At 65.4% G+C, this 26,989-nt stretch carries 25 protein-coding genes and 1 riboswitch; of the genes, 17 read left to right on the top strand and 8 right to left on the bottom strand.

The window, feature by feature from the left end; all coding sequences use genetic code 11:
* Window positions 1-6: 6 nt before the first annotated feature.
* The 3 genes from H9639_RS16010 to H9639_RS16000 all read right to left on the bottom strand — a co-directional run bounded on the left by H9639_RS16010 (window position 7) and on the right by H9639_RS16000 (window position 4,724).
* On the bottom strand, window positions 7-1,743 hold the full coding sequence (locus H9639_RS16010) for an amidohydrolase (protein ID WP_191809067.1): 1,737 nt from the start codon (window positions 1,741-1,743) through the stop codon (window positions 7-9).
* A gap of 95 nt (window positions 1,744-1,838) precedes the next feature.
* Entirely contained in the window at window positions 1,839-3,212 is a 1,374-nt protein-coding gene (locus H9639_RS16005; RefSeq protein ID WP_191809066.1) for an aspartate aminotransferase family protein, read from the bottom strand.
* 21 nt (window positions 3,213-3,233) lie between these two features.
* On the bottom strand, window positions 3,234-4,724 hold the full coding sequence (locus tag H9639_RS16000; RefSeq protein ID WP_191809065.1) for a CoA-acylating methylmalonate-semialdehyde dehydrogenase: 1,491 nt from the start codon (window positions 4,722-4,724) through the stop codon (window positions 3,234-3,236).
* Window positions 4,725-4,872: 148 nt separating this feature from the next.
* On the opposite strand from H9639_RS16000, the gene H9639_RS15995 reads away from it, so the two are divergent.
* The gene (locus tag H9639_RS15995) at window positions 4,873-6,501 is read left to right on the top strand and encodes a PucR family transcriptional regulator (protein ID WP_191809064.1); all 1,629 of its coding nucleotides are present in this window, start codon (window positions 4,873-4,875) and stop codon (window positions 6,499-6,501) included.
* 4 nt (window positions 6,502-6,505) lie between these two features.
* Here H9639_RS15995 and H9639_RS15990 read toward each other — a convergent pair whose 3' ends face one another.
* From H9639_RS15990 to H9639_RS15980, 3 genes are read right to left on the bottom strand one after another with little or no spacing between them, the layout of a single operon-like run.
* Window positions 6,506-7,891 (bottom strand): NAD(P)/FAD-dependent oxidoreductase, encoded by a 1,386-nt coding sequence (locus H9639_RS15990; RefSeq protein WP_191809063.1) that lies wholly within the window; start codon window positions 7,889-7,891, stop codon window positions 6,506-6,508.
* Window position 7,892: 1 nt separating this feature from the next.
* Window positions 7,893-9,302 carry an aspartate aminotransferase family protein gene (locus H9639_RS15985; protein ID WP_191809062.1) on the bottom strand — a complete coding sequence of 470 codons (1,410 nt, stop codon included), beginning with the start codon at window positions 9,300-9,302 and terminating at the stop codon, window positions 7,893-7,895.
* The gene (locus tag H9639_RS15980) at window positions 9,299-9,763 is read right to left on the bottom strand and encodes an Lrp/AsnC family transcriptional regulator (RefSeq protein ID WP_191809137.1); all 465 of its coding nucleotides are present in this window, start codon (window positions 9,761-9,763) and stop codon (window positions 9,299-9,301) included. Before H9639_RS15980 ends, H9639_RS15985 begins: the two co-directional genes overlap by 4 nt.
* Before the next feature lie 246 nt (window positions 9,764-10,009).
* Between H9639_RS15980 and H9639_RS15975 the strand changes: the two genes are divergently transcribed.
* From H9639_RS15975 to H9639_RS15960, 4 genes are read left to right on the top strand one after another with little or no spacing between them, the layout of a single operon-like run.
* Window positions 10,010-11,221 carry an ABC transporter substrate-binding protein gene (locus H9639_RS15975; RefSeq protein WP_191809061.1) on the top strand — a complete coding sequence of 404 codons (1,212 nt, stop codon included), beginning with the start codon at window positions 10,010-10,012 and terminating at the stop codon, window positions 11,219-11,221.
* Window positions 11,222-11,225: 4 nt separating this feature from the next.
* Entirely contained in the window at window positions 11,226-12,380 is a 1,155-nt protein-coding gene (locus tag H9639_RS15970; RefSeq protein WP_191809060.1) for an ABC transporter ATP-binding protein, read from the top strand.
* A complete protein-coding gene (locus H9639_RS15965; RefSeq protein ID WP_191809059.1) occupies window positions 12,380-13,318 on the top strand; it encodes an ABC transporter permease in 939 nt (312 codons plus the stop codon). Before H9639_RS15970 ends, H9639_RS15965 begins: the two co-directional genes overlap by 1 nt.
* A 30-nt stretch (window positions 13,319-13,348) precedes the next feature.
* Window positions 13,349-14,146 (top strand): ABC transporter permease, encoded by a 798-nt coding sequence (locus H9639_RS15960; RefSeq protein WP_191809058.1) that lies wholly within the window; start codon window positions 13,349-13,351, stop codon window positions 14,144-14,146.
* Window positions 14,147-14,164: 18 nt separating this feature from the next.
* On the opposite strand, the gene H9639_RS15955 is transcribed toward H9639_RS15960, so the two are convergent.
* Window positions 14,165-14,893 (bottom strand): DUF72 domain-containing protein, encoded by a 729-nt coding sequence (locus H9639_RS15955; protein WP_191809057.1) that lies wholly within the window; start codon window positions 14,891-14,893, stop codon window positions 14,165-14,167.
* A 111-nt stretch (window positions 14,894-15,004) separates the two neighbouring features.
* Here H9639_RS15955 and H9639_RS15950 point away from each other — a divergent pair, with 111 nt between their 5' ends.
* The 5 genes from H9639_RS15950 (at window position 15,005) to H9639_RS15930 (ending at window position 18,332) form a co-directional block, all read left to right on the top strand.
* Complete coding sequence (locus tag H9639_RS15950) at window positions 15,005-15,487, top strand: SRPBCC family protein (protein WP_191809056.1); 483 nt, start codon at window positions 15,005-15,007, stop codon at window positions 15,485-15,487.
* 163 nt (window positions 15,488-15,650) lie between these two features.
* Window positions 15,651-16,637 carry an LLM class flavin-dependent oxidoreductase gene (locus H9639_RS15945; RefSeq protein WP_191809055.1) on the top strand — a complete coding sequence of 329 codons (987 nt, stop codon included), beginning with the start codon at window positions 15,651-15,653 and terminating at the stop codon, window positions 16,635-16,637.
* 138 nt (window positions 16,638-16,775) lie between these two features.
* Complete coding sequence (locus H9639_RS15940; RefSeq protein WP_225219697.1) at window positions 16,776-17,246, top strand: acyl-CoA thioesterase; 471 nt, start codon at window positions 16,776-16,778, stop codon at window positions 17,244-17,246.
* A 106-nt stretch (window positions 17,247-17,352) separates the two neighbouring features.
* On the top strand, window positions 17,353-17,898 hold the full coding sequence (locus H9639_RS15935; protein ID WP_191809054.1) for a DUF421 domain-containing protein: 546 nt from the start codon (window positions 17,353-17,355) through the stop codon (window positions 17,896-17,898).
* Window positions 17,899-18,128: 230 nt separating this feature from the next.
* Window positions 18,129-18,332, top strand: coding sequence for a cold-shock protein (locus H9639_RS15930; protein ID WP_055240158.1), 204 nt, complete (start codon window positions 18,129-18,131; stop codon window positions 18,330-18,332).
* A 137-nt stretch (window positions 18,333-18,469) separates the two neighbouring features.
* On the opposite strand, the gene glsA is transcribed toward H9639_RS15930, so the two are convergent.
* On the bottom strand, window positions 18,470-20,284 hold the full coding sequence (glsA, locus tag H9639_RS15925; RefSeq protein ID WP_191809053.1) for a glutaminase A: 1,815 nt from the start codon (window positions 20,282-20,284) through the stop codon (window positions 18,470-18,472).
* Window positions 20,285-20,494: 210 nt separating this feature from the next.
* Between glsA and H9639_RS15920 the strand changes: the two genes are divergently transcribed.
* The 7 genes from H9639_RS15920 (at window position 20,495) to H9639_RS15890 (ending at window position 26,871) form a co-directional block, all read left to right on the top strand.
* A complete protein-coding gene (locus H9639_RS15920; protein WP_191809052.1) occupies window positions 20,495-20,698 on the top strand; it encodes a cold-shock protein in 204 nt (67 codons plus the stop codon).
* A gap of 221 nt (window positions 20,699-20,919) precedes the next feature.
* Window positions 20,920-21,369, top strand: coding sequence for an HhH-GDP family DNA glycosylase (locus tag H9639_RS15915; protein WP_191809051.1), 450 nt, complete (start codon window positions 20,920-20,922; stop codon window positions 21,367-21,369).
* Between the two features lie 83 nt (window positions 21,370-21,452).
* Window positions 21,453-21,579: riboswitch (SAM riboswitch) on the top strand.
* A 150-nt stretch (window positions 21,580-21,729) separates the two neighbouring features.
* A complete protein-coding gene (locus H9639_RS15910; protein ID WP_191809050.1) occupies window positions 21,730-22,155 on the top strand; it encodes a PIN domain-containing protein in 426 nt (141 codons plus the stop codon).
* Between the two features lie 91 nt (window positions 22,156-22,246).
* Window positions 22,247-23,551, top strand: coding sequence for an Nramp family divalent metal transporter (locus H9639_RS15905; protein ID WP_191809049.1), 1,305 nt, complete (start codon window positions 22,247-22,249; stop codon window positions 23,549-23,551).
* Between the two features lie 202 nt (window positions 23,552-23,753).
* Entirely contained in the window at window positions 23,754-25,250 is a 1,497-nt protein-coding gene (locus tag H9639_RS15900; RefSeq protein ID WP_225219696.1) for a serine/threonine-protein kinase, read from the top strand.
* Between the two features lie 41 nt (window positions 25,251-25,291).
* Complete coding sequence (locus H9639_RS15895) at window positions 25,292-25,687, top strand: YchJ family protein (protein WP_191809048.1); 396 nt, start codon at window positions 25,292-25,294, stop codon at window positions 25,685-25,687.
* A gap of 158 nt (window positions 25,688-25,845) precedes the next feature.
* Entirely contained in the window at window positions 25,846-26,871 is a 1,026-nt protein-coding gene (locus H9639_RS15890; RefSeq protein ID WP_225219695.1) for a zinc-binding dehydrogenase, read from the top strand.
* Window positions 26,872-26,989 lie beyond the last annotated feature (118 nt).

Below are 26,989 nucleotides of genomic sequence, written 5' to 3'. Positions count from 1 at the left end.
CCGGCATCATGCACTGGTCCTTTGCCGCCGGGAGGCAGTCCCGCCGGCAGCGGCGTCCCGGACATAAACGGGTTCCCCGGCCACCATGGCCAGGTCCACGCCGACAGCGGACAACTCCGGAGGGGGAACTTCGAACGGGTTGGCCGAATGCACGGCCAGATCCGCCGGCGCGCCGGAGACCAAGGTGCCCCCTGGTGCGCGGTTCAGCCAGGCCGAGCCGCCGGTGTAGGCGGCCAGGGCACTTTGCAGGGTCAGCGCCTGTTCCGGCTGCAGCGCCGCCGCACCGGGATGGTCCGGATGAGTCCGGTTGACCGCCACATGGATGGCCTGCCAGGGATCGGGGCTGGATACCGGCCAGTCCGAACCCATGGCCAGGGTTGCCCCGGACGCTTCCAGATCAGCGAACGGGTACTGCCAGGCCGCCCGTTCGGCACCGAGCAGCGGCACGGTCAGGTCCCGCATCTGGTCATCATTGCAGGCCCAGAGCGCCTGCGCGTTCACGGTGACGTTCAGGGCTGCGAAGCGGCCGACGTCGGCGGGATGGATGATCTGCAGGTGCGCCATATGGTGGCGTGGATCCGCAGGATGCCCGCCGGTGGATCCCCGGTTGGCTGCCCGTGCCGCGGCGATGGCGTCGAGGCCGGTGCGGACAGCCCGGTCGCCGATCACATGCAGATGCAGGTCGAATCCGGCGGCGTCCAGTGCCGTTGCAGCGGTGTGCAGCACCTCGGGGGAGAGGTAGAGCAGCCCGCGTCCGCCGGCAGAATCGGGCCCGGCGCAGGCACATGGTTTCAGGTAGGGATCCAGCATGGCTGCGGTCAGGTTCTCCGGCACGCCGTCGACCATGATTTTGGCGCTGCGCGTACTGAAGCCGGCGGCAGCGTTCTCCGCCCGGCGGGTCCGGAAGGATTCGACCAGGGCCGGAACCGAGTCAACCGTGGTATCCCGGGGAACCCACAGCGCTCCGGTTGCCCGGGCCTTCAGTTTTCCGGAGCTGCTCAGGGAACGGTAGGCGGCGGAAACGTCCGGGTAACCACCGTAGCTGCCGAGGATGGCCTCCTGCCAGCCGATGACCCCGACGGAAAACAGGTGTTCCTGGGCCAGCAGGATGCCGGTTTCAAGCAGCCCGTCCGTGACCGGGGGCAGCAGACGGGCAATGAGGTCCATGGCCCCTTCGTGCAGGATCCCGCTGGGTTGGCAGTCGGCATCACGTTCAATGCGGCCGTCTGCCGGATCAGGTGTGGAGGCGTTGATTCCGGCCAGTTCGAGGGCACGCGAGTTGACCCAGGCGCTGTGATGGTCGCGGTTGAGCAGGTAGGCGGGGCGGTGCGGGACGACGGCGTCCAGGACGGCGCGGCTGGGGTAACCGCCGGGGAAGTCGCCTTTGTACCAGCCGCCTCCGGTGAGCCACCCGGCGTCGTCGTGTGCAGGCGCCGGGAGTGCCGCGTATTCGGCAATCCGGTCCAGGCAGGCCTGGGCCCCGCTGACTTCCGCCAAGTCGCAGCCCAGGCGCTCCACACCGGCGTAGGCCGCGTGGACGTGGGCATCGGTAAAGCCGGGGGAGATGAGCCGGCCGGCCAGGTCGAAGGTCTGGGTGGAGGGACCGGCAAGGGCCCTGAGGTCGGCATCGCTCCCGACCGCCAAGACCCGCCCGTCAGAGACCGCCACGGCGCTGGCCCCGCGGACCAGCCGACGGCCGTCGAAGACGGCCCCGGAGTGGAAGACCCATTCGGCGTGTGGCATGGGCACCTTTCCTCTGGTTTGTACCGGTTGAGCCGTGTCCCGGGGTGGTTCCCGGGACACGGCGGCTGCATTCAAGGCTTCGTCCGGCCCTTGGGCTACTCCGCGGTGTGGCTGTCGGCGATGTCCAGGACCTCGTCCAGGATGCCAAGCCCGGTCCGCGCTTCCTCTTCGCTGACGTTCAGCGGCGGGACGACGTGGATGCGGTTGAAATTCGCGAACGGCAGCAGGCCGCGTTCCTTGCAGGCCGCAATCAGCTCATTCATGGCCGGGCTGGAACCGCCGTAGGGTGCCAGCGGTTCCCGTGTGTCCCGGTTCTTTACCAGCTCGATGGCCCAGAACGCACCGGTCCCGCGGATCTCGCCGACGCTCGGGTGCCGCTCCGCCAGTTCGGCAAGTCCCGGGCCAAAAACGTCTGACCCCAGACGGGCAGCGTTTTCCACCATGCCCTCATCACGCATGGCGCCGATGGTTGCCACCGCAGCGGCGCAGGCCAGCGGATGCCCGGAGTAGGTCAGGCCGCCGGGGTAGGCGGTGTCGGCAAAGGTTGCAGCGATCTCGTCCGAGATCGCGACTCCGCCCAGCGGCACATAGCCCGAGTTGACGCCCTTGGCGAAGGTGATCAGATCGGGTTCAACCCCCTCGGCGTGCTCGATCGCGAACCACTTGCCGGACCGCCCGAAACCGGCCATGACCTCGTCGGCGATGAACATGATGCCGTATTTACGGGTCAGCTCCCGGACGCCGGCCAGGTAGCCGGGAGGCGGAACCATGATCCCGGCGGTACCGGGAATGGATTCCAGCACGACGGCGGCAAACGCGGCGGGGCCGTCAAGCAGGATCAGCTGCTCGAGGTGCTCCAGCGCCCGCTGGCACTCCTCGTCCTCCGTGGTGGAGTGGAACTGGGTGCGGTACAGGAACGGCGCGTGGAAGTGCACGGTGCCGGCGTTGCCGTAATCATTGGCCAGGCGGCGGGGATCCCCGGTGACGTTAATGGCCAGGGCAGTGCCGCCGTGGTAGGAACGGTAGGCCGAGAGGACCTTGTACCGTCCGGTGTGCAGGCGTGCCATCCGGATGGCGTGCTCAATTGCGTCGGCGCCGCCGTTGGTGAAGAAGACGGTGTCCAGGTTCCCAGGCGTCAGCTCGGAGACCAGCCGGGCCGCCTCCGAACGGGCGTCATTCACATACTGCGGAGCAATGGTGCACAGCTTTCCGGCCTGCTCCTGGATCGCCGCAACCACCTTGGGATGCTGGTGGCCGATGTTCGTGTTGACCAGCTGGGAGGAGAAGTCCAGCAGCCGGTTGCCGTCTCCGTCCCAGACGTAGGATCCCTCGGCCTTGGTGACCGTCATGGGTTTGATCTGCTTCTGTGCTGACCAGGAGTGGAAAACGTGCCTGCGGTCCAGGTCGTAGGCCCGGCGCCCGGCGGCCAGTTCGTCTTCCGTAACAGCCGATTCGGTAGCGGTGCTCATGTGGGGATACTCCTTCGTGTCCTAGGCGTTCTGCGGGAAGCCGAGGTTCAGGCCGCCGTGGCTCGGGTCGAGCCAGCGGCTGGTGACCACTTTGCCACGGGTGAAGAAGTGGACGCCTTCCGTGCCGTGGGCGTGCGAGTCGCCGAAGAGCGAGTTCTTCCAGCCGCCGAAGGAGTAGTAGGCCATCGGGACGGGGATCGGTACGTTGATCCCGACCATGCCGACCTCCACCTCGTTCTCGAAGCGGCGGGCGGCGCCGCCGTCGTTCGTGAAGATCGCGGTGCCGTTGCCGTACTGGTTCGCGTTGATCAGGCCCAGGGCCTCGTCATAGCTTTCGGCGCGGACCACGGAGAGGACGGGGCCGAAGATCTCATCGGTGTAGATGGACATTTCCGGAGTGACGTTGTCGAAGAGGGTAGGGCCGAGGAAGAAGCCTTCACCCTCGGCATCGGCCTCCACCTGCCGCCCATCCAGGACCACGGTGGCACCCGCTGCTTCGCCGGCCTCGATGTAGCCTGCGACCTTGTCGCGGTGGGCTGCGGTGACCAGCGGGCCCATGTCGGTGCCGCGCAGGCCGTCACCGATGCGCAGGGTGCGGGTGCGTTCGGCGATCTTAGCCACCAGTTCATCGGCGATGGGCTCGACGGCGACCAGGGCGGAGATGGCCATGCAGCGCTCGCCGGCGGAACCGAAGCCGGCGTTGACGGCGGCATCGGCGGCCAGATCCAGATCGGCGTCGGGCAGGACGATCATGTGGTTCTTGGCGCCGCCGAGCGCCTGGACGCGCTTGCCGGCGGCCGTGCCTTCACGGTAGACGTACTGCGCGATCGGCGTGGAACCCACAAAGGATACGGACTTGATGTCCGGGTGCTGCAGCAGGGTGTCCACTGCCACCTTGTCGCCGTGGACCACGTTGAAGACGCCGTCGGGCAGGCCGGCCTCTTTCCAGAGTTCGGCAATCCAGTTGACCGCCGTGGGGTCTTTTTCGCTCGGTTTGATGACGACGGTGTTGCCGGCGGCAATGGCGACCGGGAAGAACCACATGGGCACCATGGCGGGGAAGTTGAACGGGCTGATGATGGCGGCCGGGCCCACGGGCTGGCGGAGGGAGTGCACGTCCACCTTGGTGGAGGCGTTCTCGGTGTAGCCGCCCTTGAGCAGGTGCGGGATGCCGCAGGCGAACTCCACGACTTCCTGGCCGCGGCTGATTTCGCCGAGCGCGTCGTCGAGCACCTTGCCGTGTTCAGCGGTGATGATGGCGGCCAGTTCCGGCTTGCGGGCGTTCAGCAGTTCACGGAAGGCAAAGAGGATCTGCACGCGGCGGGCCAGGGAGGTGTCACGCCAGCCGGGGAAGGCCGCGGTGGCTGCGGCGACGGCGTCATTGACCGTCTCCTCGGAGGCCAGCGCCACCTGTGAGGTGACCTTGCCGGTTGCCGGGTTGGTGACGTCGGCAAGGCGGGTATCGGACGGGGCGGTGAAAGCGCCGTTGATCCAGTGCTTCGTGGTCTGCACGGGGGCTCCTAAGGTGTGGGGTTTCGCGGGTCTGGCTCCATCCTGCCCAAGGGTGTGACCCAAGGCATATTGCCGATCTGTCACGAAATATTGGCGAATCTTTACGATTTGTAAGGATGGGTAGGGGAAGGGCGCCTAGACTCGCGGCATGAGCCTGACTTTGGAGGACGTGCTGGAGCTCGACGTCGTGCGTGCCGGAGCTCCGGAGGTGCTGTCTGGAGGAGACTTCCTAGGTACCCCCGTGCGCTGGGTGCACGTTGCCGAGCTGCCGAGCCTGGCGGACCTGCTCGAGGGTGGAGAACTGGTTCTGACCACTGGGCTGGCGTTTGGAAGTTCGGCGGCGGAAGCGCATGACTATCTGGCCGGGCTGCGGGCAGCAGGAGCGGCGGGGGTGATCGTGGAAATCCTGGCCGGCCGCCCCGCGGACGCGGCAGCACTGACTGCAGCCGCGGCGGATACGGACCTCCCCGTGGTCCGGCTTCACCGCAGGATCCGGTTCGTGGAAGTCACCGAAGTGGTGCACCGGCGCATCGTCGCGCGGCAGCTGGAACAGGTGGAGAAGGCCCGGGAAGTCCACGAGGTGTTTACGATGCTCAGCCTGCAAAGCGCCGGAGTGCAGGAGATCGTTGACCGCGCCGGGCAACTGCTCGGGTCCCCGGTGGTGCTGGAGGACAGCTCCCACCTGGTGGTCGCGTTCGCCCCCGGAGATGTTCCGCCGCAGGAACTCCTGCAGGACTGGCAGGGCCGCTCCCGCGCCGTGCACCGCAGCGGTGAAACGGCCCGGACGGGGGCCGGGGACTGGCTGCAGACCCCGGTGGGCCTGGGCAGCCAGCACTGGGGAAGGCTGGTGGTTCCCCAGGCCTCGGACTCCCCGGAAGCCGCGGCCGAGGCCTCCATGGTGCTCGAACGCGCAGGCCAGGCACTGTCCATCAACCGGCTCGCCGAGCGCGACCAGGCCGGCCTGGCCCAGCAGGCCAAAGCGGGGCTGATCCATGAACTGCGCTCGCCCCGGGGGCTGGAGGAGGATGAAGTGATGACCCGTGCGGCTGCGCTGGGGCTTCCTCCTTCACCGGCCTATCTGCCGCTGGTCCTGCACCTGGATGCCGGCACCGGCAAGGATCCGATGTCGATGCAGCGCAAGGAACGGGCAATGCTGGAACTGCTCGACGGTGTGCTGGCCTCCACCCGGAATGCCGCCCTGGCAGCAGCCCTGCAGACCGGACAGGTGGCGGTACTGCTGGCGCTGCCTGCCCGGATGCTGGAGGGCAGTGTGCTGGAACGCTTCTGCGGCGAGCTGGCTGAGCGCTCTGCTGCCGCCGTCGAACCGCTGCGGTGGACGGCGGGAGTAGGCCGCGCCCGGTCCGCGCTCGCTGATGCGGCTGCCGGATTGGATGAAGCGGCCCACGTGGCGCAGACCGCCGGCACCATGCCCGGCAGCGGGAAACGGTACTTCCGCTCCACCGATGTCCGGCTGCGCGGCCTGCTGGCTCTGCTTCGCGAGGACGCCCGTGCGGTGTCCTTCGCTGCTGCGGAGCTCGGCGGAATCCTGGGCGAAGGTGCGGAGGAGGACCTGGCGCTGCTGCAGCGGTTCCTCGAGTGCGGCGGCAACAAAACGGAGCTGGCCCGCAGCGGCTACCTCAGCCGCCCTACGCTCTACGCCCGGCTGGAAAAGCTGGAAGCGAAGTTGGGGGTATCCCTGAACGATCCGGAATCCCGGACTTCGCTGCACGTGGCCGTGCTGCTCCGCCAGCTGCAGTCGCTTCCAGCCGCGGGGTAGTCAGCTACCGTCCGGAGATCAGGTCCGCGGCCTTGGCGATGGGCGACGTCGTCGCCCGGCCGCGGTTTTCGGCACGGTCGGCCGCGTAATACGCCGCGTACATGGACTTCACCCCGAGCCAGCGCAGCGGCTCCGGTTCCCACCGCCGGACCTTCCGGTTGACCCACGGCATCCGGGTCAGCTCGCTCTCCGGTTCCAGGATCAGGTCCCGCAGGGTGCGGGCTGCGAGATTGGTGGCCGCGACGCCGGTGCCGACATAGCCGCCGGCCCAGCCCAGCCCGGTCTCCGGGTCCAGTCCCACGGTGGCTTTCCAGTCGCGGGGGACACCGAGCACACCGGCCCAGGCATGGTCGATCCGGGCGTCGGCGGCCGCCGGGAACATGTCCCGCAGCAGGGCCGTGAGCTTGGCAATGGTCTCCGGCTGGGTTGCGCCGTCGGTATCGGTGCGCGAACCGTATCGGTAGGGCACACCGCGTCCGCCCAAGGCGATCCGGCCATCGGCGGTGCGCTGGGCGTACATGTACGCATGCGCCATGTCGCCCACAGTGTCCATGGACGTCCACCCGATCTCATCCCAGACACTGTCCGGCAGTGGCTCGGTGGCGATCATGGAGGAATTCATCGGCAGCCATTCCCGGTGGTGGCCGCGCAGGTTGGCAGTGAAACCCTCAGTGGCGCGCAGAATGTACTTCGCGCGGACGGTTCCCCGCGGGGTCACGGCTCTACCGGGAAGGATTTCGCTGACGGGGGTGTCTTCGAAGACCGGCACGCCCAGGGCTTCGACGGCGCCGGCCAGGCCCCGGACCAGGCGCGCCGGATGAATGCGCGCGCAGTGCGGATGGTAGATGCTGCCCAGAGCGCCGGAAACCCTCAGCCGCTCGGCGGTTTCACCGGCGTCGAGCAGACGCGTGCCTGCCTCGGGCCACTGGGCTTCCGCCTCGGCTAAGGCCTGCAGCCGGCCGAGCTGGGCCCGGTTGCGGGCTACGTTGAGTTCCCCGCCCTTGGCGATTCCGGCGTCGATTCCCTCAGCCGCTGCCACCCGGATGACCTCGTCCACCGTGTCGTTCAGCAGCTCCTGAAACCGCCCGACGACGGCGCGGCCATGGGTTTTGACGTACTGTCCGCGCCCGCCGGTGATGGAGTTGGTCAGCCAGCCGCCGTTGCGGCCGGAGGCGCCAAACCCCGCGAACCGGGACTCCAGAACCACCACGGCCAGGTCCGGGCGAGCCTGTTTCAGGTAATAGGCGCTCCACAGTCCCGTGTAACCGGCGCCGACGACGGCGACATCCGCCTCCAGATCCCCGTCCAGGCCGGGACGGGGATCGGGAAGGCCGGTTTCGGCAAACCAGAAGGAGACGTTGCCGTTCGCGGGAGCTGTGGAGAGCGCCATATCAGAGGTGGTTCAGGCCTTCTGTGAGGACTGAACGCAGGATCGATTCGATCTGGTCGAACTCCGGCTGGCCGATGGTCAGCGGCGGCGCGAGCTGAATCACCGGATCCCCGCGGTCGTCGGCACGGCAGTAGAGGCCGGCGTCGTACAGGGCGGTTGAAATGTAGCCGCGCAGCAGCCGCTCGGATTCCTCGTCGGAGAAGGTCTCCTTGGTCGCTTTGTCCTTCACCAGCTCGATCCCGTAGAAGTAACCCTCGCCGCGCACGTCGCCGACGATCGGCAGGTCCTTCAGTTTCTCCAGGGTGGCGCGGAAGGCCGGGGCATTGGTTTTCACCCGGTTGTTTAGGTCCTCGGTGTCGAAGAGGTCCAGGTTGGCCATCGCGACGGCGGCGGACACCGGGTGCCCGCCGAAGGTGTAGCCGTGATAGAAGGTGGTGTCTCCCTTGGCGAACGGCTCGAACAGGCGGTCCGAGGCGATCATCGCACCGAGCGGGGCATAGCCGCTGGTGATGCCCTTGGCGCAGGTAATGATGTCCGGGACGTAGTCGAAGTCGGTGGAGGCGAACATGGAACCGATCCGGCCGAACGCGCAGATGGTCTCGTCCGAGACCAGCAGGACGTCGTACTGGTCGCAGATTTCACGGACCCGCTGAAAGTAGCCCGGGGGCGGGGGGAAGCAGCCGCCGGAGTTCTGCACCGGCTCCAGGAAGACGGCGGCAACGGTGTCCGGTCCTTCGAATTCAATGGCTTCGCCAATGCGGTCCGCGGCCCAGCGGCCGAAGGCCTCCGGATCCTCCAGTCCGGCGGGCGCGCGGTACTGGTTGGTGTTCGGTACGCGGAACGCCCCGGGGACCAGCGGTTCGAAGGGGGCTTTCATGTCCGGGATGCCGGTGATGGAGAGGGCGCCCTGCGGCGTGCCGTGGTAGGCGACCGCGCGGGAGATCACCTTGTGTTTTGTGGGTTTTCCGGTGAGCTTGAAGAACTGTTTGGCCAGCTTCCAGGCGGACTCGACGGCGTCACCTCCGCCGGTGGTGAAGAAGACCCGGTTCAGGTCGCCGGGAGCCCCGGCGGCCAGCCGCTCGGCGAGGTCGATCGCCGGCGGGTGGGCGTAGGACCACAGCGGCATAAAGCTCAGTTCGCGGGACTGCCGGGCCGCCGCCTCGGCCAGCTCTTCCCGGCCGTGGCCCACCTGGACGGTGAACAGTCCGGCCAGGCCGTCAATGAGTTCGTGGCCGCGGTCATCGTAGATCAGATGTCCCTTGCCGCGCGTGATGATGGGAACGTTGCCGCCGGATACCGGGCCCGAATGGCGGGCCATGTGCATCCACAGGTGGTCGCGGGCTGCCTGCTGGCGGTCTGTTCCCAGCGGAGTGGTTGACGAGGTGGAAGGCTGAACAGTTGTTTCGGTCATCTGGTGCCCCAGTTGTAGGCCTGCTTGCGCAGGGAAAGATACATAAAGGTTTCGGTGCTGGAAACGCCTGGAATGCTGCGGAACCGGTTGACCAGCAGCAGCAGGTCCTGATCGTTTTCGCACACCACTTCGGCCAGCAGGTCGAATGAGCCCGCCGTGACGACGCAGTAGTCCACCTGGTCGATGGCGGTAATCCGGCTGGCCACCGCCAGGACGTCTTCGTGGACCTTGATGCCCAGCATCGCCTGCCGGGCGAATCCCAGTTGAAGCGGATCCGTCACGGCCACAATCTGCATCACGCCGCTGTCCGTCAGCTTTTGGACCCGCTGCCTTACAGCGGCTTCGGACAGGCCGACGGCTTTGCCGATGGCGGCGTAGGACCGCCGTCCGTCCTCCTGCAGCTGCTCGATGATCGCTTTGGAGATGTCGTCGACGGAGTGGTTTCCGGCTGCGGATTCCATGGCCTGCTTCACCTCCAGGTGCGGATTCAGGGGCCCGCGGCGTGCGAGTGATAGCAATTGAATCTTTTATTTCGTTCGAAATCAAGGCTTTTCAAAACTGAAAGCATCATTTGTGAGCACCTTTAATTTGGAAACCGCGGCGTAACACAACTTTTACAACGAAAACCTTGTATGTGCGGAAATCGGTCTGGCACTATCGATCATCAACACCCGTCCGCAGTGCAGTTGTGCCAGCAAGGAGTTCCCATGTCGAAGCGCCCGGTGACCGATCCGATGCTCAGGAGCATCATCAACTCCCAGCTTTCCCGCCGCAAGCTGCTGCTGGGTGCGGGCGGCCTGTCAGTTGCGGGCATGCTTGCCGCCTGTGGAACCGGGGGAGGGACCGGGGGCTCGTCCTCGAAACCCAGTCCTGCGGCGGATGTTTCCGATTCCGACAAGACCGTGAGCTGGGCCAACTGGACTCTGTACCTTGACTATGACGACTCCACCCAGAAATATCCTTCGCTGGAAGCTTTTTCCGCAGCAACCGGAATCAAGGCAAACTACTCCGAGGACGTGGACGGTAATGACACGTACTTCGGCAAGGTCCAGGGACAGCTGGCAGCCGGCCAGGACATCGGCCAGGACATTGTGACCCTGACAGATTGGATGGCTGCGCGGCTGATCCGTCTCGGGTATACCCAGGAACTCGACCTCGCGAACATCCCCAACTCCAAGAACCTGCTCCCCACCCTCCAGGACGTGGACTTCGATCCGGGACGCAGGCACTCCCTGACCTGGCAGTCCGGTTTCGCCGGAATCGCCTGGAACAAGGAGGCCTTCCCGCAGGGGCTGAAGAGCGTTTCCGACCTGTGGAATCCGGAGCTCAAGGGGCGGGTGGAAGTCCTGGACGAGATGCGGGACACCATGGGCCTGCTGATGATGGACAACGGTGTGGACATCACCGGTGACTGGGGAGACCAGGAATTCGATAATGCCCTGGACGTCCTGTCCAAGCAGATCTCAGACGGGCAGATCCGCCAGGTAAAAGGCAACTCCTACAAGGAAGACCTCATCTCCGGGGATGCCCTGGCCGTGATCGGCTGGTCCGGCGACATCACCCAGCTGAACTTCGAAGAAGGCGATAAATGGGAGTTCGCCATCCCCGAGGCCGGCGGAACACTGTGGTCCGACAACCTGCTGGTGCCGATCGGCGCGACCCACAAGGCCAACGCTGAGAAGCTGATGGACTACTACTTTGACCCGGTTAATGCCGCCACGGTGGCGGCGTACGTCAACTTCATCTGCCCGGTGGAAGGTGCCCGGGAAGCCATGCAGGACATCAACCCGGAACTGGTTGAGAATCCGCTGATCTTCCCCACGGACGACTTCCTTGCCAACACCCACGTCCTGCGCACGCTGACCCCTGATGAAGAGACTGACTACAGCGGCCGCTTCCAGACCGCGATCGGAAACTAGCACCATGAGCACCACGGAACTTTCCCGGGACCCCGGAGCGGCTGCGGGCGGCACCGGGGCGGATCTGGTCCTGTCCGGGATCACGAAACGCTTCAGCGATTTCACCGCCGTCGACAACCTCGACCTGGTGATTCCTTCCGGCTCCTTCTTCGCACTGCTGGGTCCCTCCGGCTGCGGCAAAACGACGACGCTGCGGATGATCGCCGGGCTGGAACAGCCAACTGCCGGCAGCATCAGCCTCGGCGGCAAGGACATTACCGGCGCCAGTTCCTACCAGCGTCCGGTGAACACGGTCTTCCAGAACTACGCCCTCTTCCCGCACATGAGCGTGCTGGACAACGTGGCCTTTGGGCTCAAGCGCCGCAAGGTCCGGGACGCCGAGGCCCAGGCCAAAGCCGCCCTGGACCTGGTGGAGCTCAGTCATCTGGCTGCGCGCCGCCCGGCCCAGCTCTCCGGCGGGCAGCAGCAGCGTGTGGCCCTGGCCCGCGCCGTGGTGAACCAGCCGGCTGTCCTGCTCCTGGATGAACCGCTGGGAGCCCTGGACATGAAACTGCGCCGCCAGATGCAGGTGGAGCTGAAGAAGATCCAGACCGAGGTGGGGCTGACTTTTGTGCACGTCACCCATGACCAGGAGGAAGCCCTGACCATGGCCGACACCGTGGCCGTGATGAACCATGGCCGCGTAGAGCAGATGGGCCCGCCGCAGGAACTGTATGACCTTCCGCGCACGGCATTCGTCGCGAACTTCCTGGGCAAGTCCAACCTGATGCCGGCCACGGTGACCGCAGTGGCGGGGGATACCCTGCAGCTGGAGGTGGCGGGCAACGCGCTGACGCTGCAGAAGGACCGGGCCACGGACCACACCGGCCGGATCCTGGTGGGGATCCGGCCGGAGAAACTGCGGATGGAACCGGATCTGGCCTCGGCCGCGCAGGATTCCATCCGTGGTGTGGTGCTGGATGCATCGTTCACCGGAGCCAGTACGGAGTACCTGGTCGACGCCGAAGGAGTCGGCACAGTGGGCGTGTTCACGCAGAACCACGGCGGTGCCCTGTTTGCCGACGGGGACCGGGTCCGCCTGGCCTGGGACCCCGCGCACGCCTTCGGCCTCAGCGGAAGCGAAGACCGGCAGGCCGGGGCCGGAGAGGACGGTCTCTGATGGCGCTGCTGGCCACCGGAGAAGCCACCGGTCCCGGTCCCAGCACCGGTCTCAGCAGCGCCGAAGAAGAGGCCAGCAAACGGCGCGGCCGGGTTGGCTACCTGCTGATCCTTCCCGGCTTCATTTTCCTGCTTCTGTTCTTCGCGCTGCCGGTTGTCTCCCTGCTGGCAACATCCCTCTACATTAAGCCGGAAGGGGCCGACGTCGGCCAGTTTGTTCCGGCGCTGGAATTCGGCAACTATCTGGTGGTCCTGCAGGACTACTGGCCGGCGATCCTGCGCTCCTTCGGGTTCGCCCTGATTGCGACGGTCGCCGCCCTGATCATCGGCTACCCGATGGCGTACCTGGTAGCTGTCCGGCTGCGCCACCGGAAGCTGCTCAAAGGCATCCTGCTGGTGCTGATCATCGCCCCGTTCTTCACCAGCTTCATCCTGCGCACCCAGGCCTGGAAGCAGATCCTGGCCGATGAAGGACCCGTGGTCTCAGTGCTCCGGTCACTGGCCCTCCTGCCGCCGGACGGACGCCTGACCGCCACCGCGTTTGCCGTGATCTGCGGGCTGACGTACAACTTCCTGCCGTTTATGACCCTGCCGATCTACGCCAATCTGGAGCGGCTGGACACCCGGCTGATCGAGGCCGGCGGCGACCTGTATGCGAACGGATTCACCACCTTCCGCAAGATCACCTTCCCGCTCTCCCTGCCCGGGGTTATGGCCGGAACTCTGCTGACCTTCATCCCGGCCACCGGCGACTACGTCAATGCTGCACTGCTGGGCAACAACCAAAACACCACCATGATCGGCCAGGTGATCGATTCCCGGTTCTTCCGGGTTGTGGACTATCCCGGTGCCTCCGCGCTGTCCTTCCTGCTGATGCTGGCGATCCTGTTCCTGGTGATCCTGTACGTCCGGCGTTTCGGCACCAAAGAACTGATGTAAGGGATTCATGATGACGAAACAGGCTAGCCGATGAAACAGACAATAGGCCGCTGGCTGGTGCCGGTATTCGGAGGGCTGGCCTTCCTTTTCCTCCTGGTTCCCATTGCCTACGTGTTCGCCTTCTCCTTTAACGACGCCGGCCGCACCAACCTCACCTGGCGCGGCTTCACGCTGGAGAACTGGAAAAACCCCTGCGGGGCGCCGGACGTCTGCCAGGCTCTGGGCAACAGCCTGCAGATCGGGTTCACCGCCACGGTCCTGGCCACCACCCTCGGTACGGCGATCGCCATTGGACTGGTCCGGTACCGCTTCAGGTTCAACGCGACGGCGAACATGCTGATCTTCCTGCCGCTGGCCACCCCTGAGGTGGTGCTGGGCGCGTCCCTGCTGGCCCAGTTCCTGAACGTTGGAGCCGAGCTGGGAATGGGCACGGTGATCATTGCCCACACGATGTTCTGCATTTCCTTTGTCGTGGTAACGGTCAAGGCCCGGGTCGCCAGTCTGGATCCGAAACTCGAGGAAGCTGCCGGAGACCTGTACGCCTCGCCGGCGCAGGCATTCTGGCGGGTCACCTTCCCGCTGCTGCTGCCCGGCATCGTCGCGGCTGCACTGCTCGCCTTCGCGATGAGTTTTGACGATTTCATCATCACGAACTTCAACTCGGGCAACGTGGACACGTTCCCGAAGTTCATCTACGTGGCAGCTACCCGCGGGATCCCGGCACAGGCCAACGTGATTGGCTCGGCAATGTTCATCCTCGCGCTGCTGGTGGTCATTGGCGGCCAGGTCCTCTCACACCGGCGGGCGAAAATGCTTGCTGCCCGCTGATCCGCAGACACCCTGCGGTCACCACAGCAGTTCCCGGAGGCGCCGCGCGTTGTGCACCGCGGCGCCTCCGCCGTCGTTATTGAAGTACGCATAGACATCCCGTCCGGAATCCTGCCATTCCCGGATGCGGTCCGCCCACCAGCGCAGGTCCGCCTCGGAATACGAACCGGCGTACAGGACGTTGTGATCCGGACCGTGTAGGCGGACGTAAACGAAGTCCGCGGTGGCTTCGAGAAGGCAGGGCAGCTGCGCTCCGCTCATCACGCAGTAGGCAGCATTGTGATCCGCCAGCAGCTCAAAGACCTCCGGGACGTTCCAGCTGGCATGCCGGAACTCGACGGAGACCCGGATGCCCGGGGGCAGCGCGGAAAGCACCGCGGTGAGCCTGCCGTCGTCGCGCCCCAGATCCGGCGGAAGCTGCAGGAGCAGCACGCCCGCCCGGCTTCCCAGCTCCTGCCAGCAGCGGGTGATCCGTTCGATCCAGACGCCCGGATCACGCAGTTTCCGTGCATGTGTCAGACCGCGGGGCGCCTTGACGGAGAACTCGAAACCGGCAGGCAGCCGGTCCCGGTACCGCGCGAACGCCTCTTCCCGTGGCCAGCGGTAGAAGCTGCCGTTGAACTCCACGGTGTCGAAACGGTTCGAGTAGTACTCCAGCCAGTTGGCAGCCGGAACGCCGGGCGGATAGAACTGGTCCCGCCAATGGGGATAGGACCAGCCGGAGGTTCCAATGCGAAGTCTGCTCACTCGAGCCAAGGTACGCCTGCGGGCGGGAAAACCGGGGGAGCGCCGTGCCTGCCGCTGCGTGCGGACGCACACTTAAAGGGACCACTGCTGTTCCTCGAGGAAGGGCACGCCATGGCACAGCCAGCAGCATCCGGTTCCGGCCGGGCAATCTATCTGGAGATGGTGCGGAGCTTTCAGGCCAAACCCGCAGCGGTCTACAACGCCTGGACGGACCTGGCGCATGCCACCGGCTGGTGGGGGCCGGAGGGGTATATCGTTCCTGCCGACCGGGTCAGTGTGGATGACCGGGAGGGCGGTAAATACAAGGCCTGCATGGTCAACACCATCACGGGGGACGAACGCTGGTGGGGCGGCACGCTCGAGAGGCTCGACCCGCCGGACCATCTTTCGATGACGCAGCAGTGGGAAGAACCTGACGGAACTCCAGCCAGCAACCTCACGCTGATTACGGTGGACCTGGAACCGCACAACGGCGGAACGCAGATGACCTTTCGGCAGGGCCCGTTCCGTGGAACTGAGGACCGGGACGGCCACGAGGCAGGTTGGAGCCAGTCCTTCCACCGGCTCTCGAACTTTCTGGGGCGTCAGAAATGACCTGGTGCCCGGATTCACACTGCGGTTGAAATAAGCGGGGGCCTCCCGCGGTTGAACCCTAAGCCCGTTCGGACACCTAACGCTGTTCCAGCGGACCGGCCGCAGGACTCAACCTCCCGCGGGGACGGGCAGAATCAACCGCACAACGAAAGGCCAGCATTCCATGCCGTATCCGCTCTCCATCCTCGACTTCGCTTCCATTGAAGAGGGCGGGACCGCTTCGGAATCCTTCCGGGACAGCCTTGCCCTCGCCCAGCACGCGGAAAAGCTGGGCTACCGCCGGATTTGGTACGCCGAGCACCACAACATGCCGACCATCGCGTCCTCGGCCACCAGCGTGCTCATCTCCTACATCGGGGCCAACACCTCCTCCATTCGGCTCGGCGCCGGCGGCATCATGCTGCCCAACCACGCCCCGCTGACCATCGCGGAGCAGTTCGGCACCCTGGAATCCCTGTATCCCGGACGCATCGACCTCGGTCTGGGCCGGGCGCCGGGCAGCGACCAGAAGACCATGCGCGCCCTGCGGCGGGATCCGATGTCCGCTGACAGCTTCCCGCGCGATGTCCAGGAGCTTCAGGGCTACCTCACCGGGAACAGCCTGATTCCGGGCATCGACGCGATCCCCGGCAAGGGGACCAACGTGCCGCTCTACATTCTGGGTTCTTCCCTGTTTGGTGCGCGCCTGGCCGCCGCACTGGGCCTGCCGTACTCCTTTGCCTCACACTTCGCGCCGCAGGCACTGCAGGATGCTGTCGCCCTGTACCGGCGCGAATTCCAGCCCTCGGCACAGCTGGCAGAGCCGTACGTCATCGCGGGCGTTAACGTGCTCGCTGCGGATACCACCGAAGAAGCTGAGGCCATCTTTGCGCAGTCCCAGCGCCGCCGGGTCACGCAGCTGCTGGGCAAGGACCGGACGTACACGGACGAAGAAGCGGACCTCGTGCTCGAATCGCCCGCCGGCCAGCACATCAAGATGATGGGCCACTATTCCGGCGTCGGAACCACAGCCCAGGTCCGGGACTACCTGGACTGGTTCGGCGAGCATGCCCAGGCTGACGAGCTGATCGTCGCGACGCACGCTCCCCTGGAGCAGCGGCTGCGTTCCTTCACGCTCCTGGCGGACATCATGCAGCCCGCCCAGGCGTAGGCAGCGCCCTGGGTGCCCGCGGCGCCCGGGCGGGCGTAACCGGCGCCCGCCCAGGTGCCCGCCCCGCCGGGGTGCCCACCCCGGCGGGGCCCGCAACGCCGTCGGACTGGCCGCGGGCCCTGTGCCAAAATCAGATTCATGACGAACTCTTCCCAGGCCATCCGTGTGCACGTGCCCATGCGGTGGTCGGACATGGACGCCTACGGGCACATCAATAACGTGGAAGTCCTGCGCATGCTGGAAGAAGCCCGCATTCTGGCCTTCGGTCCGCCCGGCGGGACCGGTGCGCCGGGCGCAGAGCCGCCGATCGCACTGTTCAACGCTGTCCCGGCCAACGCGCAGTCCCTCGTTTCTGAGCACCGGGTGAAGTACCTGGCCCCGCTGGAGTACCGCAACATCCCTGCCGATGTGGACATCTGGATCAGCTCCATTAAGGGTGCGAGCCTGGGTATCTCCTACCTGGTGTCCGATCCCGTAACGGGTGTGCCGTGTGTCAAGGCGGAAACAACGCTGGCCTTCGTGGACGGTGTCTCCGGACGCCTGCTGCGGGTCAGCGAGGAACAGCGCGAGCTGGTCCGTCCCTGGGCCGGGGACTCGGTTTTCGCTTAAGCGGGCAACCGGGCGGGGATCCCGGAAGGAAAGGCGGTGCCCCGGGCCGGGGCATGGGGCTAACCTGAGCTGACGGGGGACAGGTGCACCCGATAGGAGATCCGCCGTGTGGCACAGCCTTGGAATTTCGCCTCTTGAAGCGCTCTGGGTCGTTCTGTCGGCCTTGGGTATCTATCTCGCCTTTTTCCTGTTGGTCCGGGGCTTCGGGCAGCGTGCGCTGGCCAGCTGGTCGACAATGGACAAGGCGATAGTCATTGCCCTGGGAGCGGTCCTGGGGCGGGTGGTGCTCGGGTACACGCCCACGCTGACGGCAGGCATCATCGGGCTGGCAACCATGTTCGGAATGCTGCGGCTGGAGGCCTACCTGCGGCGGACCAAGCGCGGATCGTATCTAAGCAGCCGGCCGATCCTGCTGATGGCCGGGGACCAGATCCTGGCCCGCGGACTGCGGCAGGCACGGATCCAGGAAGACGAGCTGTACTTCAAGCTCCGGCAGGCCGGGATCAGGAACTTCTCCGAAGTCGCTCTCGTCATCCTGGAACCAACCGGGGATGTCAGTGTGCTCCGCCGGGGGCTTCCGATCGACAGGGTCCTCCTGCGACGGGTCCGTGACCGGGCGAAGATCCCGGCTGAACTGCTGCAGCCGGAGTAGCACCGGGACGCCCACATGGACGCGGGCAGGGCGGGTAGGGAAACCGGGATTAGCACACCCGGCGGGAGTCGTGTATAGTCTTTTTCAGTTGTTGTGTTGCGCGTTTTGTATTTCAAGCGGCGAAACCCAGACGGGCTAGCCGCTTTTTCTGTAGAAGCGGTAAAAACGGACACCGCGACTGAAACCCCCCGAAAGTCGGGAACGGTTTCGAGCAGAAAGAAGTATTAAAAATGGCTACAGGTACCGTGAAGTGGTTCAACTCCGAAAAGGGCTTCGGCTTCATTGAGCCGGACGACGGCAGCGCCGACGTCTTCGCTCACTACTCCGCTATCAACTCCAGCGGCTACAAGTCCCTCGAAGAGAACCAGAAGGTCTCCTTCGACACCGAGCAAGGCCCCAAGGGTCCGCAGGCCACGAACATTCAGGGCCTCTAATTTCAGAAGCCTAGACACCGCCGTAAAGGCAGGTATCTAAAAAGAAGAGCAGGACGGGCAACCGTCCTGCTCTTCTTGTTTAAGCTCTCCCGGCTCCCTCTTCCTCCCCGATGAGGGGGAGGAAGAGGGAGCCGGAGCTAGTCCTGGACCCGTACAGCCGTTTCGCGCAGATACTGCTCCACCCGGGTGTAGGCATCCTGGGTCAGGGCACGCCAGAACGCCATGGCCAGCCTCGGTTCGTCGGCTTCCATCCGGGCGATCTCCTCAGCCGGAAGCCGCCATACCTGGACCTCGCCGTCGGCCTTGACCGTGGTTTCCTGGCGCTTGTCGTCGCCGAGCGCCATCTCGCCGAATGTCATGCCGGCACCCAGCCGGTTCAGTTTCACGCGTTGCCCGTCAGGCCCCGGCATCAGGGTCTGCACGTATCCGGAGCTGATAAAGTACACGCCGCTGAACCGCTGGCCGATGCGGCGGATGACGTCGCCGTCGGCGTAGGAGAGTTCCTCCATCCGGCCGGCCAGGTCCTCGGCGGCCTCCTGGCCCAGCGGGGCCAGGGCGGGGGAGTCCGCCGGGAGAATCCGCTCCGGCTGGATTAGGTCCGCGCCGTATCGTCTCAGCAGCTCATCCTCGCACCATTCCACTGCGGCGGACCGCGTTCCAAAGGCGAGGACCGGGTGCCCGTTCCGGGTGAGGTCGGCCGCCACGTCACCGACCGTATCCACCATGGCCAGCGCCCTGCCGGAATCGGTCAGCATCTGTGCCGCCTCGGCGAACATCCGCAGCGCCACGCCGGAGACCTCGTCCACGCTGCGCAGATCCAGGACCACCAGCTCAACGTCGTCCTGGAGGGAAGAAAGTTCCCGCACCATGGCTTCTGCTCCGGCAAAGAGCAGATCACCGTTGAGCTCCAGGACACGGGCGCGGTGGGCGTTGGCCCGCAGCAGCGCTGCGGCGTCCTCGCTCCGGCGGATGCCCGACGGCGTGGTCCCAATGTCATACGCGGCCCGGAGTGCCGAACGTCCGGTCCGCCCGGCGCGGACAAAGTGCAGTTCGAGGTCATGGGAGAGCCGCTGGCTGACTGCGACTCCGCGGACGCTGCTGCCGTGGGCATCCAGCGGCGGAGAGTAGACGGCCAGCCCAATCTGTCCGGGCAGCACGGCGATGGTTCCCCCGCCTACACCGGACTTGGCGGGCATCCCGACACTGCTCATCCAGGCGCCGGCGTCGTCATACATGCCGCAGGTCGCCATGACGGAGAGGACCCGTTCCACCGGGGCGATATCCAGCACCTGTTCGTTGCTCAGGGGATTCCGGCCGCTGTTGGCCAGCGTGGCGGCCATCATGGCCAGGTCCAGGGCCGTCACCATCACGGAGCACTGCCGGAAGTAGTCCTCGATCACCGGCGTCGGGTCGGATTCGATGATGTCGAAGCTGCGCAGCAGGTAGGCCAGGGCATGGTTGCGGTGGCCGTACTTCAGCTCGGACTGGTAAATGCGTTCGCTGACGGAAAGCTGGCGGCCCGCGAACGCCGAGTAGGTGTTGAGGATCCGTTTGAAACGGGAGTTGCCGCCGGAACCGCGGACCAGCGAGGTGGCAGTGAGGGCTCCCGCGTTGATCATCGCGTTGGCCGGCCGGCCGGTTCCTTCGGCGAGGGAGATTTCATTGAAGGAATCGCCGGAGGGCTCGACGTCGACCTTCGCATCGACGTCGTCCATCCCGCGGTCAGCCAGCGCCAGTCCGTAGGTGAACGGTTTGGAAATTGACTGGATGCTGAATTCCTCCCGGGTGTCACCCACCTCGTAGACGTAGCCGTCAGCGGTGGCGAGGACAATGCCAAAGCGGTTGGGGTCAACGTTCGCCATGGCCGGGATGGAGCTGTAGGGTTTCCCGTCCTTTAGGTCGGAAATCTCGGCGTGGATGCGCTGCAGATAGTGCTCGATCGGGGAGTCCATCTTTCCAGCCTAGGGGAGTCAAAAGACCCGTGACGCTTCCCCGGCCGCTGTGTATACTAGCCGCAGTTGTTGTGTTGAGCATTTTGTATCCAAGCGGCCGAAACCCAGATCCAGGGCAACGCCGCTTTTTTTGTAGAAGGCCGTAAACGGCACAGCAACTGGAAGCTCCCCGACGGTCGGGGTTGTTTCGCCTCAGAAGGATGATTAAAAATGGCAACTGGCACCGTGAAATGGTTTAACGCTGAAAAGGGCTTTGGCTTCATCGAGCCCGACGACGGCAGCGCCGATGTTTTCGCCCACTACTCCGCTATCAACGCGAGCGGCTACCGCTCCCTCGAAGAGAACCAGAAGGTTAGCTTCGATACCGAACAGGGACCCAAGGGCCCCCAGGCGGTAAACATCCAGCCTGTCTAACCAAGGCTTCCGGCCCCATTCACGGGCCAGCTGGACACAGGTGCAGGACGGCTTACCGTCCTGCACCTGTGGTTTAACCAGTTGTCTGTGCGTGTACGGCTGTCCGGTCCGATGGCTGGTGAGCCTGCGCCCCCTGCCGGCAGTTTCCTCTCTGCCGGCAGTTTTCTTCTGCAGGCCTGGGTACCTTCCGAAGCGCTTTCGGCGGGCGTACGTTGGCTTGTATGGCGGCAAACGAACCCAAATTGTCCCCCGGGGATCTTGGCATCGACCTTGGCAGTGGAGATCCCGATCAGCTGTACCGCTGGTTCCTGGCGAGTCTGCTGTTCGGCAAGCGCATCCAGCAGGACATCGCCGCCAGAACCTGGCGCGTGCTTATTGATAACGGGCTGACGAACCCCGGGAGCTTCTCCTCGGTCAGCCGGGAACGGCTCATGGAGCTGCTGACCGAAGGCGGTTATGTGCACTACCGCTGGAAGGAAGACGACGAACTGCACTCCGTGATGGCCGGAATCATCCGGCGGTACGGGTCACTGGAGCAGATGGTCAAGGGAGCAGGCTCGGCCGGAGAGCTCAGGGAGCGCCTCGAAGGATTTAAGGGAATCGGCCCGGTGACGGCCAACATCTTTATGGAATGGGTTCCGCGGCAGTACAACGGGACCTATTCCCCTTAGCGGCCGCGCCCTGGTTCCGGCGAAGATGACATGGGATGTAACGGAACACACATTGGGGCGCCGGGAGGCTATACTTCCAACAGCTTCAAGAACTGCGGCCGCCAAGCTCCGACTTGGCCGCATACCAACCCCACGCTCGTTGGGTGGTTCGGATGAAGAAGCGGCCTGCACTCGCCCCCAGCGGCAACCGGTGCCAGGCAAGAGCACGCCGAAAGGACCGGCGCACGGCGCCGCACCCATGGATACGACTTTCCCCGCACACCAGTCTCTTCACGCTGTCAGCCTCCAGGAATATGAGGCCCTGGTCAGCGGGCGGGAAGCTTTTATCAGCTTCCTTCTCGGCGACCCAGCCACAGCCGTATGAGCACACAGGCGGGGCTGCTCCTTGATACGCCGGTGGTGGCGGAGGTGCGCGGCCCCTCTCCGGACCCCGGCGTCGTCGCCTTCCTGCGCGGCCGCAGCCACCTGCGCATCTTCGTCTCCGCCCTGACGCTCGCGGAGCTGGATGCCCAGGAGAGCCCTGACGGATGGCTCGACGAATTCGTGCACCGGTTTTCCGGGAACATCCTTCCGGTCAGCCATCAGGTGGCGGTGGCGTGGCGGTCGCTGCCGGCAGCGCCGCCGGCGGGGAACGCGGACGCGCGGGCCGCGTTCCGGTCGCTCATAGCGGCGACCGCCATCGAGGCCGGGCTGACGGTTGTAACTCATGAAACCGCGGCCTATGAGGCATATGGGGCACCTGCGGTTAGTCCGTTCAGACAATTCGATGCCGCACAAGGCGTGTGAGAGAATTCATTGTCCCGGGTGAGCCCCGGCACATCTTTTGCCGCGGCTGATCTCCCGCCGCGGCCTCCCGCACGATAGGAATCCCAGGCCGATGGCTGAAAACAACGTCCGCTCGGGTGCCGTTCCGCACTCCGAGCGAATAGATGACGACGGCGGCGCACCCGCCAAATGGAAGATAGTCGGACCCGGACTTGTGGTTGCCGCCACCGGTGTCGGCGCGGCCGACATGGTGGCGACCCTTGTGGCCGGGTCCCGTTATGGCTACGGGCTGCTGTGGGCCGTCATCCTCGGCGTCATCCTGAAGATCATCCTGGTTGAAGGGGCCGGGCGTTTCACGCTGGCCACCGGAAAGACCATCTTCGAAGGCTGGCGTTCCCTCGGACGCTGGACCACCTGGTACTTCGGCCCGTACATCATGATCTGGGGCTTCGTCTACGGTGCGACGGCGATGTCCTCCGCGGCGCTCCCACTGGCCGCAGTGTTCCCGGTCCTTCCGCTTTGGGCGTGGGCCATCTGCATGGGGCTGGCCGGATTCGTGATGGTGTGGTTCGGCAAATACGCCACGTTTGAGAAGATTACGGCCGTCCTGGTCGGCCTGATGTTTGTTACCGTCGTTGGCCTGGCAGTCATTGCGGTGCCCAATATTCCGGAGATGTTCAAGGGCCTGGTGCCGATGATTCCCGAAGGCGGCGTCGTCTACACCCTGGCGCTTGCCGGCGGCGTCGGCGGCACCATCACGCTCGCTGCCTACGGCTACTGGCTCCGGGAAAAAGGCTGGTACACGCCCAAATGGATGAAGGTCATGCGCATCGATAACTCGATGGCCTACGTGATGACCGGCATTTTTGTGATTGCCATGCTGATCGTCGGTGCCGAGGTTGTCCGCACCGCCGGGATCTCCCTCAGCGCCGGCGATGAAGGCCTGCTCGATCTTTATGACGTGCTGAAGGTGGAGTACGGAGACTTCGTCGGCACCGGATTCCTCGTGGGATTCTGGGCGGCGTCCTTCTCCTCGATCATCGGCGTGTGGAACGGCGTCTCCCTGATGTTTGCCGATTTCTGGGGCAACATGCGCGGCAAGGAATCCGGACACCCTGACACCCGTGTCGGCGGCAAGTACTTCAAGTTCTACGTCCTCTGGCTGACCTTCCCGCCGATGATCCTGTTCGCCCTGGGGCAGCCGATCGGCCTGATTCTGGCTTACGGCGTGCTTGGGTCCCTGTTTATGCCGTTCCTCGCAGTAACCCTCCTGGGCCTGCTCAACGGCAAGCGGATTCCCAAGGCGTACGCCAACCGCCTGCACACCAATATTGCCCTTGGCATCACCGCCCTGCTGTTCATCATTCTGGGGCTTCAGCAGGCCTGGAAGGCGCTGGCTCCGGTCTTCGGCGGCTAGGAAACCACCTTCCCCCGGCAGCGTTCAACACCGGGGGAAGGATGCCGCCTTACTGCCCTGCCGGAGTCAAATTTGGCAGGGCAGTTTAGCGCATTCGGGAGACTTCCACGAGGGAAAAACCCAATTGAAAAATAGTTGCCCGGAGCCCATCTACGTGCTGCAAACCACCCGTTACTCTTAAGTGGCGAGAGAAGGTTGCAGCATGGAAATCAGCGCAGCGGGTGGCCTGAATCGTCTGATTGCGGGCCGTTATCGACTCACCGAACCCATAGGTCACGGCGGCATGGCCACGGTCTATCGAGGGCAGGATGAATCCCTCGGCCGCGATATAGCGGTGAAGCTCTTCCGGGCCAGTGCTGTGGATCCCGACGACGTTGAGCGCCAGGACACCGAAATGCACCTGCTGGCCTCCCTCACCCACCCCGGGCTGGTCACGCTGTTTGATGCCGGCAAGGATGACGCCGGCCGCGACGACGGACCGGCCGGTGAACCGCGTGCCTTCCTGGTCATGGAGCTGATCGACGGACCGGACCTCCGGAAGCGGCTGCGGGACCAGCCTGTCCCCGCCGCGGATGCTGCGTATATCGGGGCGGAACTGGCGGGCGCCCTGGCATATATTCATGCCCGCGGCGTAGTGCACCGGGACGTAAAGCCGGCAAACATTCTGTTGCCCCCCGCTATCGCCGGTACGGCACCCCGGGCTAAGCTCACCGACTTCGGCATCGCCCGGATGGTGGACGGCGCCCGGATCACGGCAACCGGTGCAACGCTGGGAACCGCAAACTACCTCAGCCCTGAGCAGGCGTCCGGAAGTTCGGCCTGCGCCTCGTCAGATATCTACTCCCTGGGGCTGGTTCTGCTGGAGAGCGTTACGGGACGGATCGAATTTGGGGGCAGCGCCGTTGAGGCTGCAGTTGCACGCTTGAGCCGTGACCCCGAGATTCCTGCAACCCTGGGGCCGCAATGGCGGTCGCTGCTGGCTGCCATGACGGCACGCACCCCGGCTGACCGGCCTACGGCAGCGGAGGTTTCCGCGTCCCTGCTGGATTTTCGGTGGGCCGGCGCATCCGCGGTGCCGGGCCCGGCAACCGAAACGGGGCGTCCCGGGCCTGCCCAGGACGCCGCCGCTTCGATTGTGTCCGGAGCGGTCCCGGGATCAAACGGAACAGCCGGCACAGATGGACGCTGGACACCTGGATCAGCAGAAATCGAACCAGCCGGAGCTGGGCCAGTTGGAACCAGGCCAGCAGGACCAGGGGCAGCGGTTCCCGAGCCAGCCACGGCGGCGCCGGACCTGCCGGAACCCGCGGCGTCTGTGCCGGGCGCGGAGCGGGATGCCGCCTACCCCGCGGAGCGCGGCGGACCGGGGCACCCGGATGTCCACACCCCGGCAGCCCCGCCGACCCCGCCTTCGATCGGCTTGGTGGCGGCCACCAGGCCCGCCGGGCGGCGGAGCGGCGGGCGGCGGCGGACCAATGGTTCGCGGCGTGCTGCCCAGGGATATGCCGGCACTCTGCATGCGACCCCCAGCCGAGCGGTGATCACCGGCAGGGCTTTGCTTGCCGTCCTGGCCATGACGGTGCTTACCGTCGCCGTCGTTCTGGCAGCGGGCCGGGTGGGTGCTGCAGACCAGAACCGGTCCCCGCTTCATCCCGGACAGGTCACCGGAACACCGCCGCAGCCCATCAGTCCGCCCTAGGCGGTTTATGCGTGGGACCCGGAGTCTCGCATACTTAATCAATGACTTTCCCGGTGCTCAACATCTCCGACCGCTGCCCCTGCCTCAGCGGAGAGACCTATGGCGAATGCTGCCACCGGTTCCACCAAGGCAGCGTCCCCGCTCCGACGGCTGAAGCGCTGATGCGTTCGCGGTATTCCGCCTTTGTCACGGGGGACAGCAGCTACCTTCTCCGTACCTGGCATCCCAGTACCCGTCCGGCACGGCTGGACCTGGATCCGGACCGGATCTGGCGTCGTCTGGACATCCTCTCCACCTCCGCCGGCGGCCCCCTTGACTCCACCGGCATCGTCACCTTCGCGGCGCACTATCGGGAGGGCGGCGTGCCCGGAGTCCAGCGTGAACGCAGCAGTTTCCTCCGTGAAGCAGGCCGCTGGCTGTATGTCGAGGGTGAATAGCAGGCGCGCCCTCCCGGGCGGTACTCCAGCAAACCCAGCGAACCCGGCAGGCCTGGCACCAGCCGCCGGGTCTTTTGGTGCGATTGTTACGCGGGCAGATAATGGGGTTCTGCGGCCGCAGCCGCTGCCGCAGTTTCCACTGTTATAAGAGGTTTGCAATGTCTAACGGCACTACCCGGATGATGATCGCCGGACGCCTGAATGTCGAAACCGGAAAGTTCGCCCTGCAAGAAGTACCGGTGCCGGATCCCGGCCCCGGTTTCGTCCGGGTGAAGGTGGGTGCGGCGGGTGTCTGCCTCTCGGATGTCCACCTGATCCAGGGGCTGCTTCGCCCCAAGTTCCTGCAGGGCGATGAAGTTACCCTCGGCCATGAGGTGGCCGGGACCGTGGATCTTGCCGGGCCCGGTGTGACCTCCGTGGCGGCAGGGGACCGTGTGGTGGTCCAGGCAGGGTATGAGCACAATGGTGTGACTCTCACGATGGGTGTGGACTACGACGGCGGCTGGGCTGAGTATGTGGTGGTCCCTGCCGGCGTGCTGGTCCCGCTGGGCGATCTCATACCGTTCGATCAGGCATCGATCATCCCGGATGCCGTATCCACTCCGTGGGGAGCCATTTCCTCGACCGCAGACGTGCGCGCCGGCGAGTCGGTTGGCGTCTGGGGTATTGGCGGGCTGGGCGCACACGGTGTCCAGCTGCTGCGGCTGATCGGGGCCGCGCCGATTATCGCCGTCGATCCCCTCCCGGAGGCCCGTGAGCGGGCCCTGGCCTTCGGCGCCGATTTTGCCCTTGACCCCATGGCAGGGAACTTTGCCGAGTCAATGGCGGCCGCCACCGGTGGGCGCGGACTGGACGTCGCGCTGGACTTCGCCGGCGTCGATGCGGTCAGGACACAGGCCCTCGACTGCCTGGGACAGCGCGGACGGCTGGTCCTTGTGGGACTCAGCGGCAAGCCGATGACGATTCACGACAGCACAGAGTTTTCCTTCGCCCGCAAGCAGATCCGCGGCCACTACGGATCCGAGGCCCATCACGTGCCCCAGCTGGTGTCCCTGGCCCGGCTTGGGCGCCTGGACTTCGCCAAGTCAGTGAGTGCACGGATCCCGCTGGCCGCGGCTGAGCAGGCCGTGAAGTCCCTGGATGCCAAGGAAGGTAATCCGATCCGGCTGGTACTGATCCCGTAGGTTTTCGCCCGCGTGAGAGGAGGAGCCTTCCGTGCCTGCGGAAGGCTCCTCCTGTGCTGCCGCTCGTTTTACTCCGGAGGCGGCGTTTGGTTTCACACCTCCGAGTTGCCTAATATGC

Source organism: Arthrobacter gallicola (assembly GCF_014836775.1).
Taxonomy (GTDB): Bacteria; Actinomycetota; Actinomycetes; order Actinomycetales; family Micrococcaceae; genus Arthrobacter_B; species Arthrobacter_B gallicola.
This window is presented reverse-complemented; position numbering and strand designations above follow the sequence as displayed.

What these genes read in the sequence shown, in the direction of transcription:
- H9639_RS15910 (WP_191809050.1), top strand. Translation starts at nt 21,730, where the DNA reads ATGAGCACACAGGCGGGGCTGCTCCTTGATACGCCGGTGGTGGCGGAG.
- glsA (WP_191809053.1), bottom strand. Translation starts at nt 20,284, where the DNA reads ATGGACTCCCCGATCGAGCACTATCTGCAGCGCATCCACGCCGAGATT.
- H9639_RS15975 (WP_191809061.1), top strand. Translation starts at nt 10,010, where the DNA reads ATGTCGAAGCGCCCGGTGACCGATCCGATGCTCAGGAGCATCATCAAC.
- H9639_RS15985 (WP_191809062.1), bottom strand. Translation starts at nt 9,302, where the DNA reads ATGACCGAAACAACTGTTCAGCCTTCCACCTCGTCAACCACTCCGCTG.
- H9639_RS15995 (WP_191809064.1), top strand. Translation starts at nt 4,873, where the DNA reads ATGAGCCTGACTTTGGAGGACGTGCTGGAGCTCGACGTCGTGCGTGCC.
- H9639_RS15980 (WP_191809137.1), bottom strand. Translation starts at nt 9,763, where the DNA reads ATGGAATCCGCAGCCGGAAACCACTCCGTCGACGACATCTCCAAAGCG.
- H9639_RS15895 (WP_191809048.1), top strand. Translation starts at nt 25,292, where the DNA reads ATGACTTTCCCGGTGCTCAACATCTCCGACCGCTGCCCCTGCCTCAGC.
- H9639_RS15940 (WP_225219697.1), top strand. Translation starts at nt 16,776, where the DNA reads ATGACGAACTCTTCCCAGGCCATCCGTGTGCACGTGCCCATGCGGTGG.
- H9639_RS16005 (WP_191809066.1), bottom strand. Translation starts at nt 3,212, where the DNA reads ATGAGCACCGCTACCGAATCGGCTGTTACGGAAGACGAACTGGCCGCC.
- H9639_RS15950 (WP_191809056.1), top strand. Translation starts at nt 15,005, where the DNA reads ATGGCACAGCCAGCAGCATCCGGTTCCGGCCGGGCAATCTATCTGGAG.
- H9639_RS15970 (WP_191809060.1), top strand. Translation starts at nt 11,226, where the DNA reads ATGAGCACCACGGAACTTTCCCGGGACCCCGGAGCGGCTGCGGGCGGC.
- H9639_RS15930 (WP_055240158.1), top strand. Translation starts at nt 18,129, where the DNA reads ATGGCTACAGGTACCGTGAAGTGGTTCAACTCCGAAAAGGGCTTCGGC.
- H9639_RS15960 (WP_191809058.1), top strand. Translation starts at nt 13,349, where the DNA reads ATGAAACAGACAATAGGCCGCTGGCTGGTGCCGGTATTCGGAGGGCTG.
- H9639_RS15965 (WP_191809059.1), top strand. Translation starts at nt 12,380, where the DNA reads ATGGCGCTGCTGGCCACCGGAGAAGCCACCGGTCCCGGTCCCAGCACC.
- H9639_RS16010 (WP_191809067.1), bottom strand. Translation starts at nt 1,743, where the DNA reads ATGCCACACGCCGAATGGGTCTTCCACTCCGGGGCCGTCTTCGACGGC.
- H9639_RS15990 (WP_191809063.1), bottom strand. Translation starts at nt 7,891, where the DNA reads ATGGCGCTCTCCACAGCTCCCGCGAACGGCAACGTCTCCTTCTGGTTT.
- H9639_RS15915 (WP_191809051.1), top strand. Translation starts at nt 20,920, where the DNA reads ATGGCGGCAAACGAACCCAAATTGTCCCCCGGGGATCTTGGCATCGAC.
- H9639_RS15920 (WP_191809052.1), top strand. Translation starts at nt 20,495, where the DNA reads ATGGCAACTGGCACCGTGAAATGGTTTAACGCTGAAAAGGGCTTTGGC.
- H9639_RS15890 (WP_225219695.1), top strand. Translation starts at nt 25,846, where the DNA reads ATGTCTAACGGCACTACCCGGATGATGATCGCCGGACGCCTGAATGTC.
- H9639_RS15905 (WP_191809049.1), top strand. Translation starts at nt 22,247, where the DNA reads ATGGCTGAAAACAACGTCCGCTCGGGTGCCGTTCCGCACTCCGAGCGA.
- H9639_RS15945 (WP_191809055.1), top strand. Translation starts at nt 15,651, where the DNA reads ATGCCGTATCCGCTCTCCATCCTCGACTTCGCTTCCATTGAAGAGGGC.
- H9639_RS15900 (WP_225219696.1), top strand. Translation starts at nt 23,754, where the DNA reads ATGGAAATCAGCGCAGCGGGTGGCCTGAATCGTCTGATTGCGGGCCGT.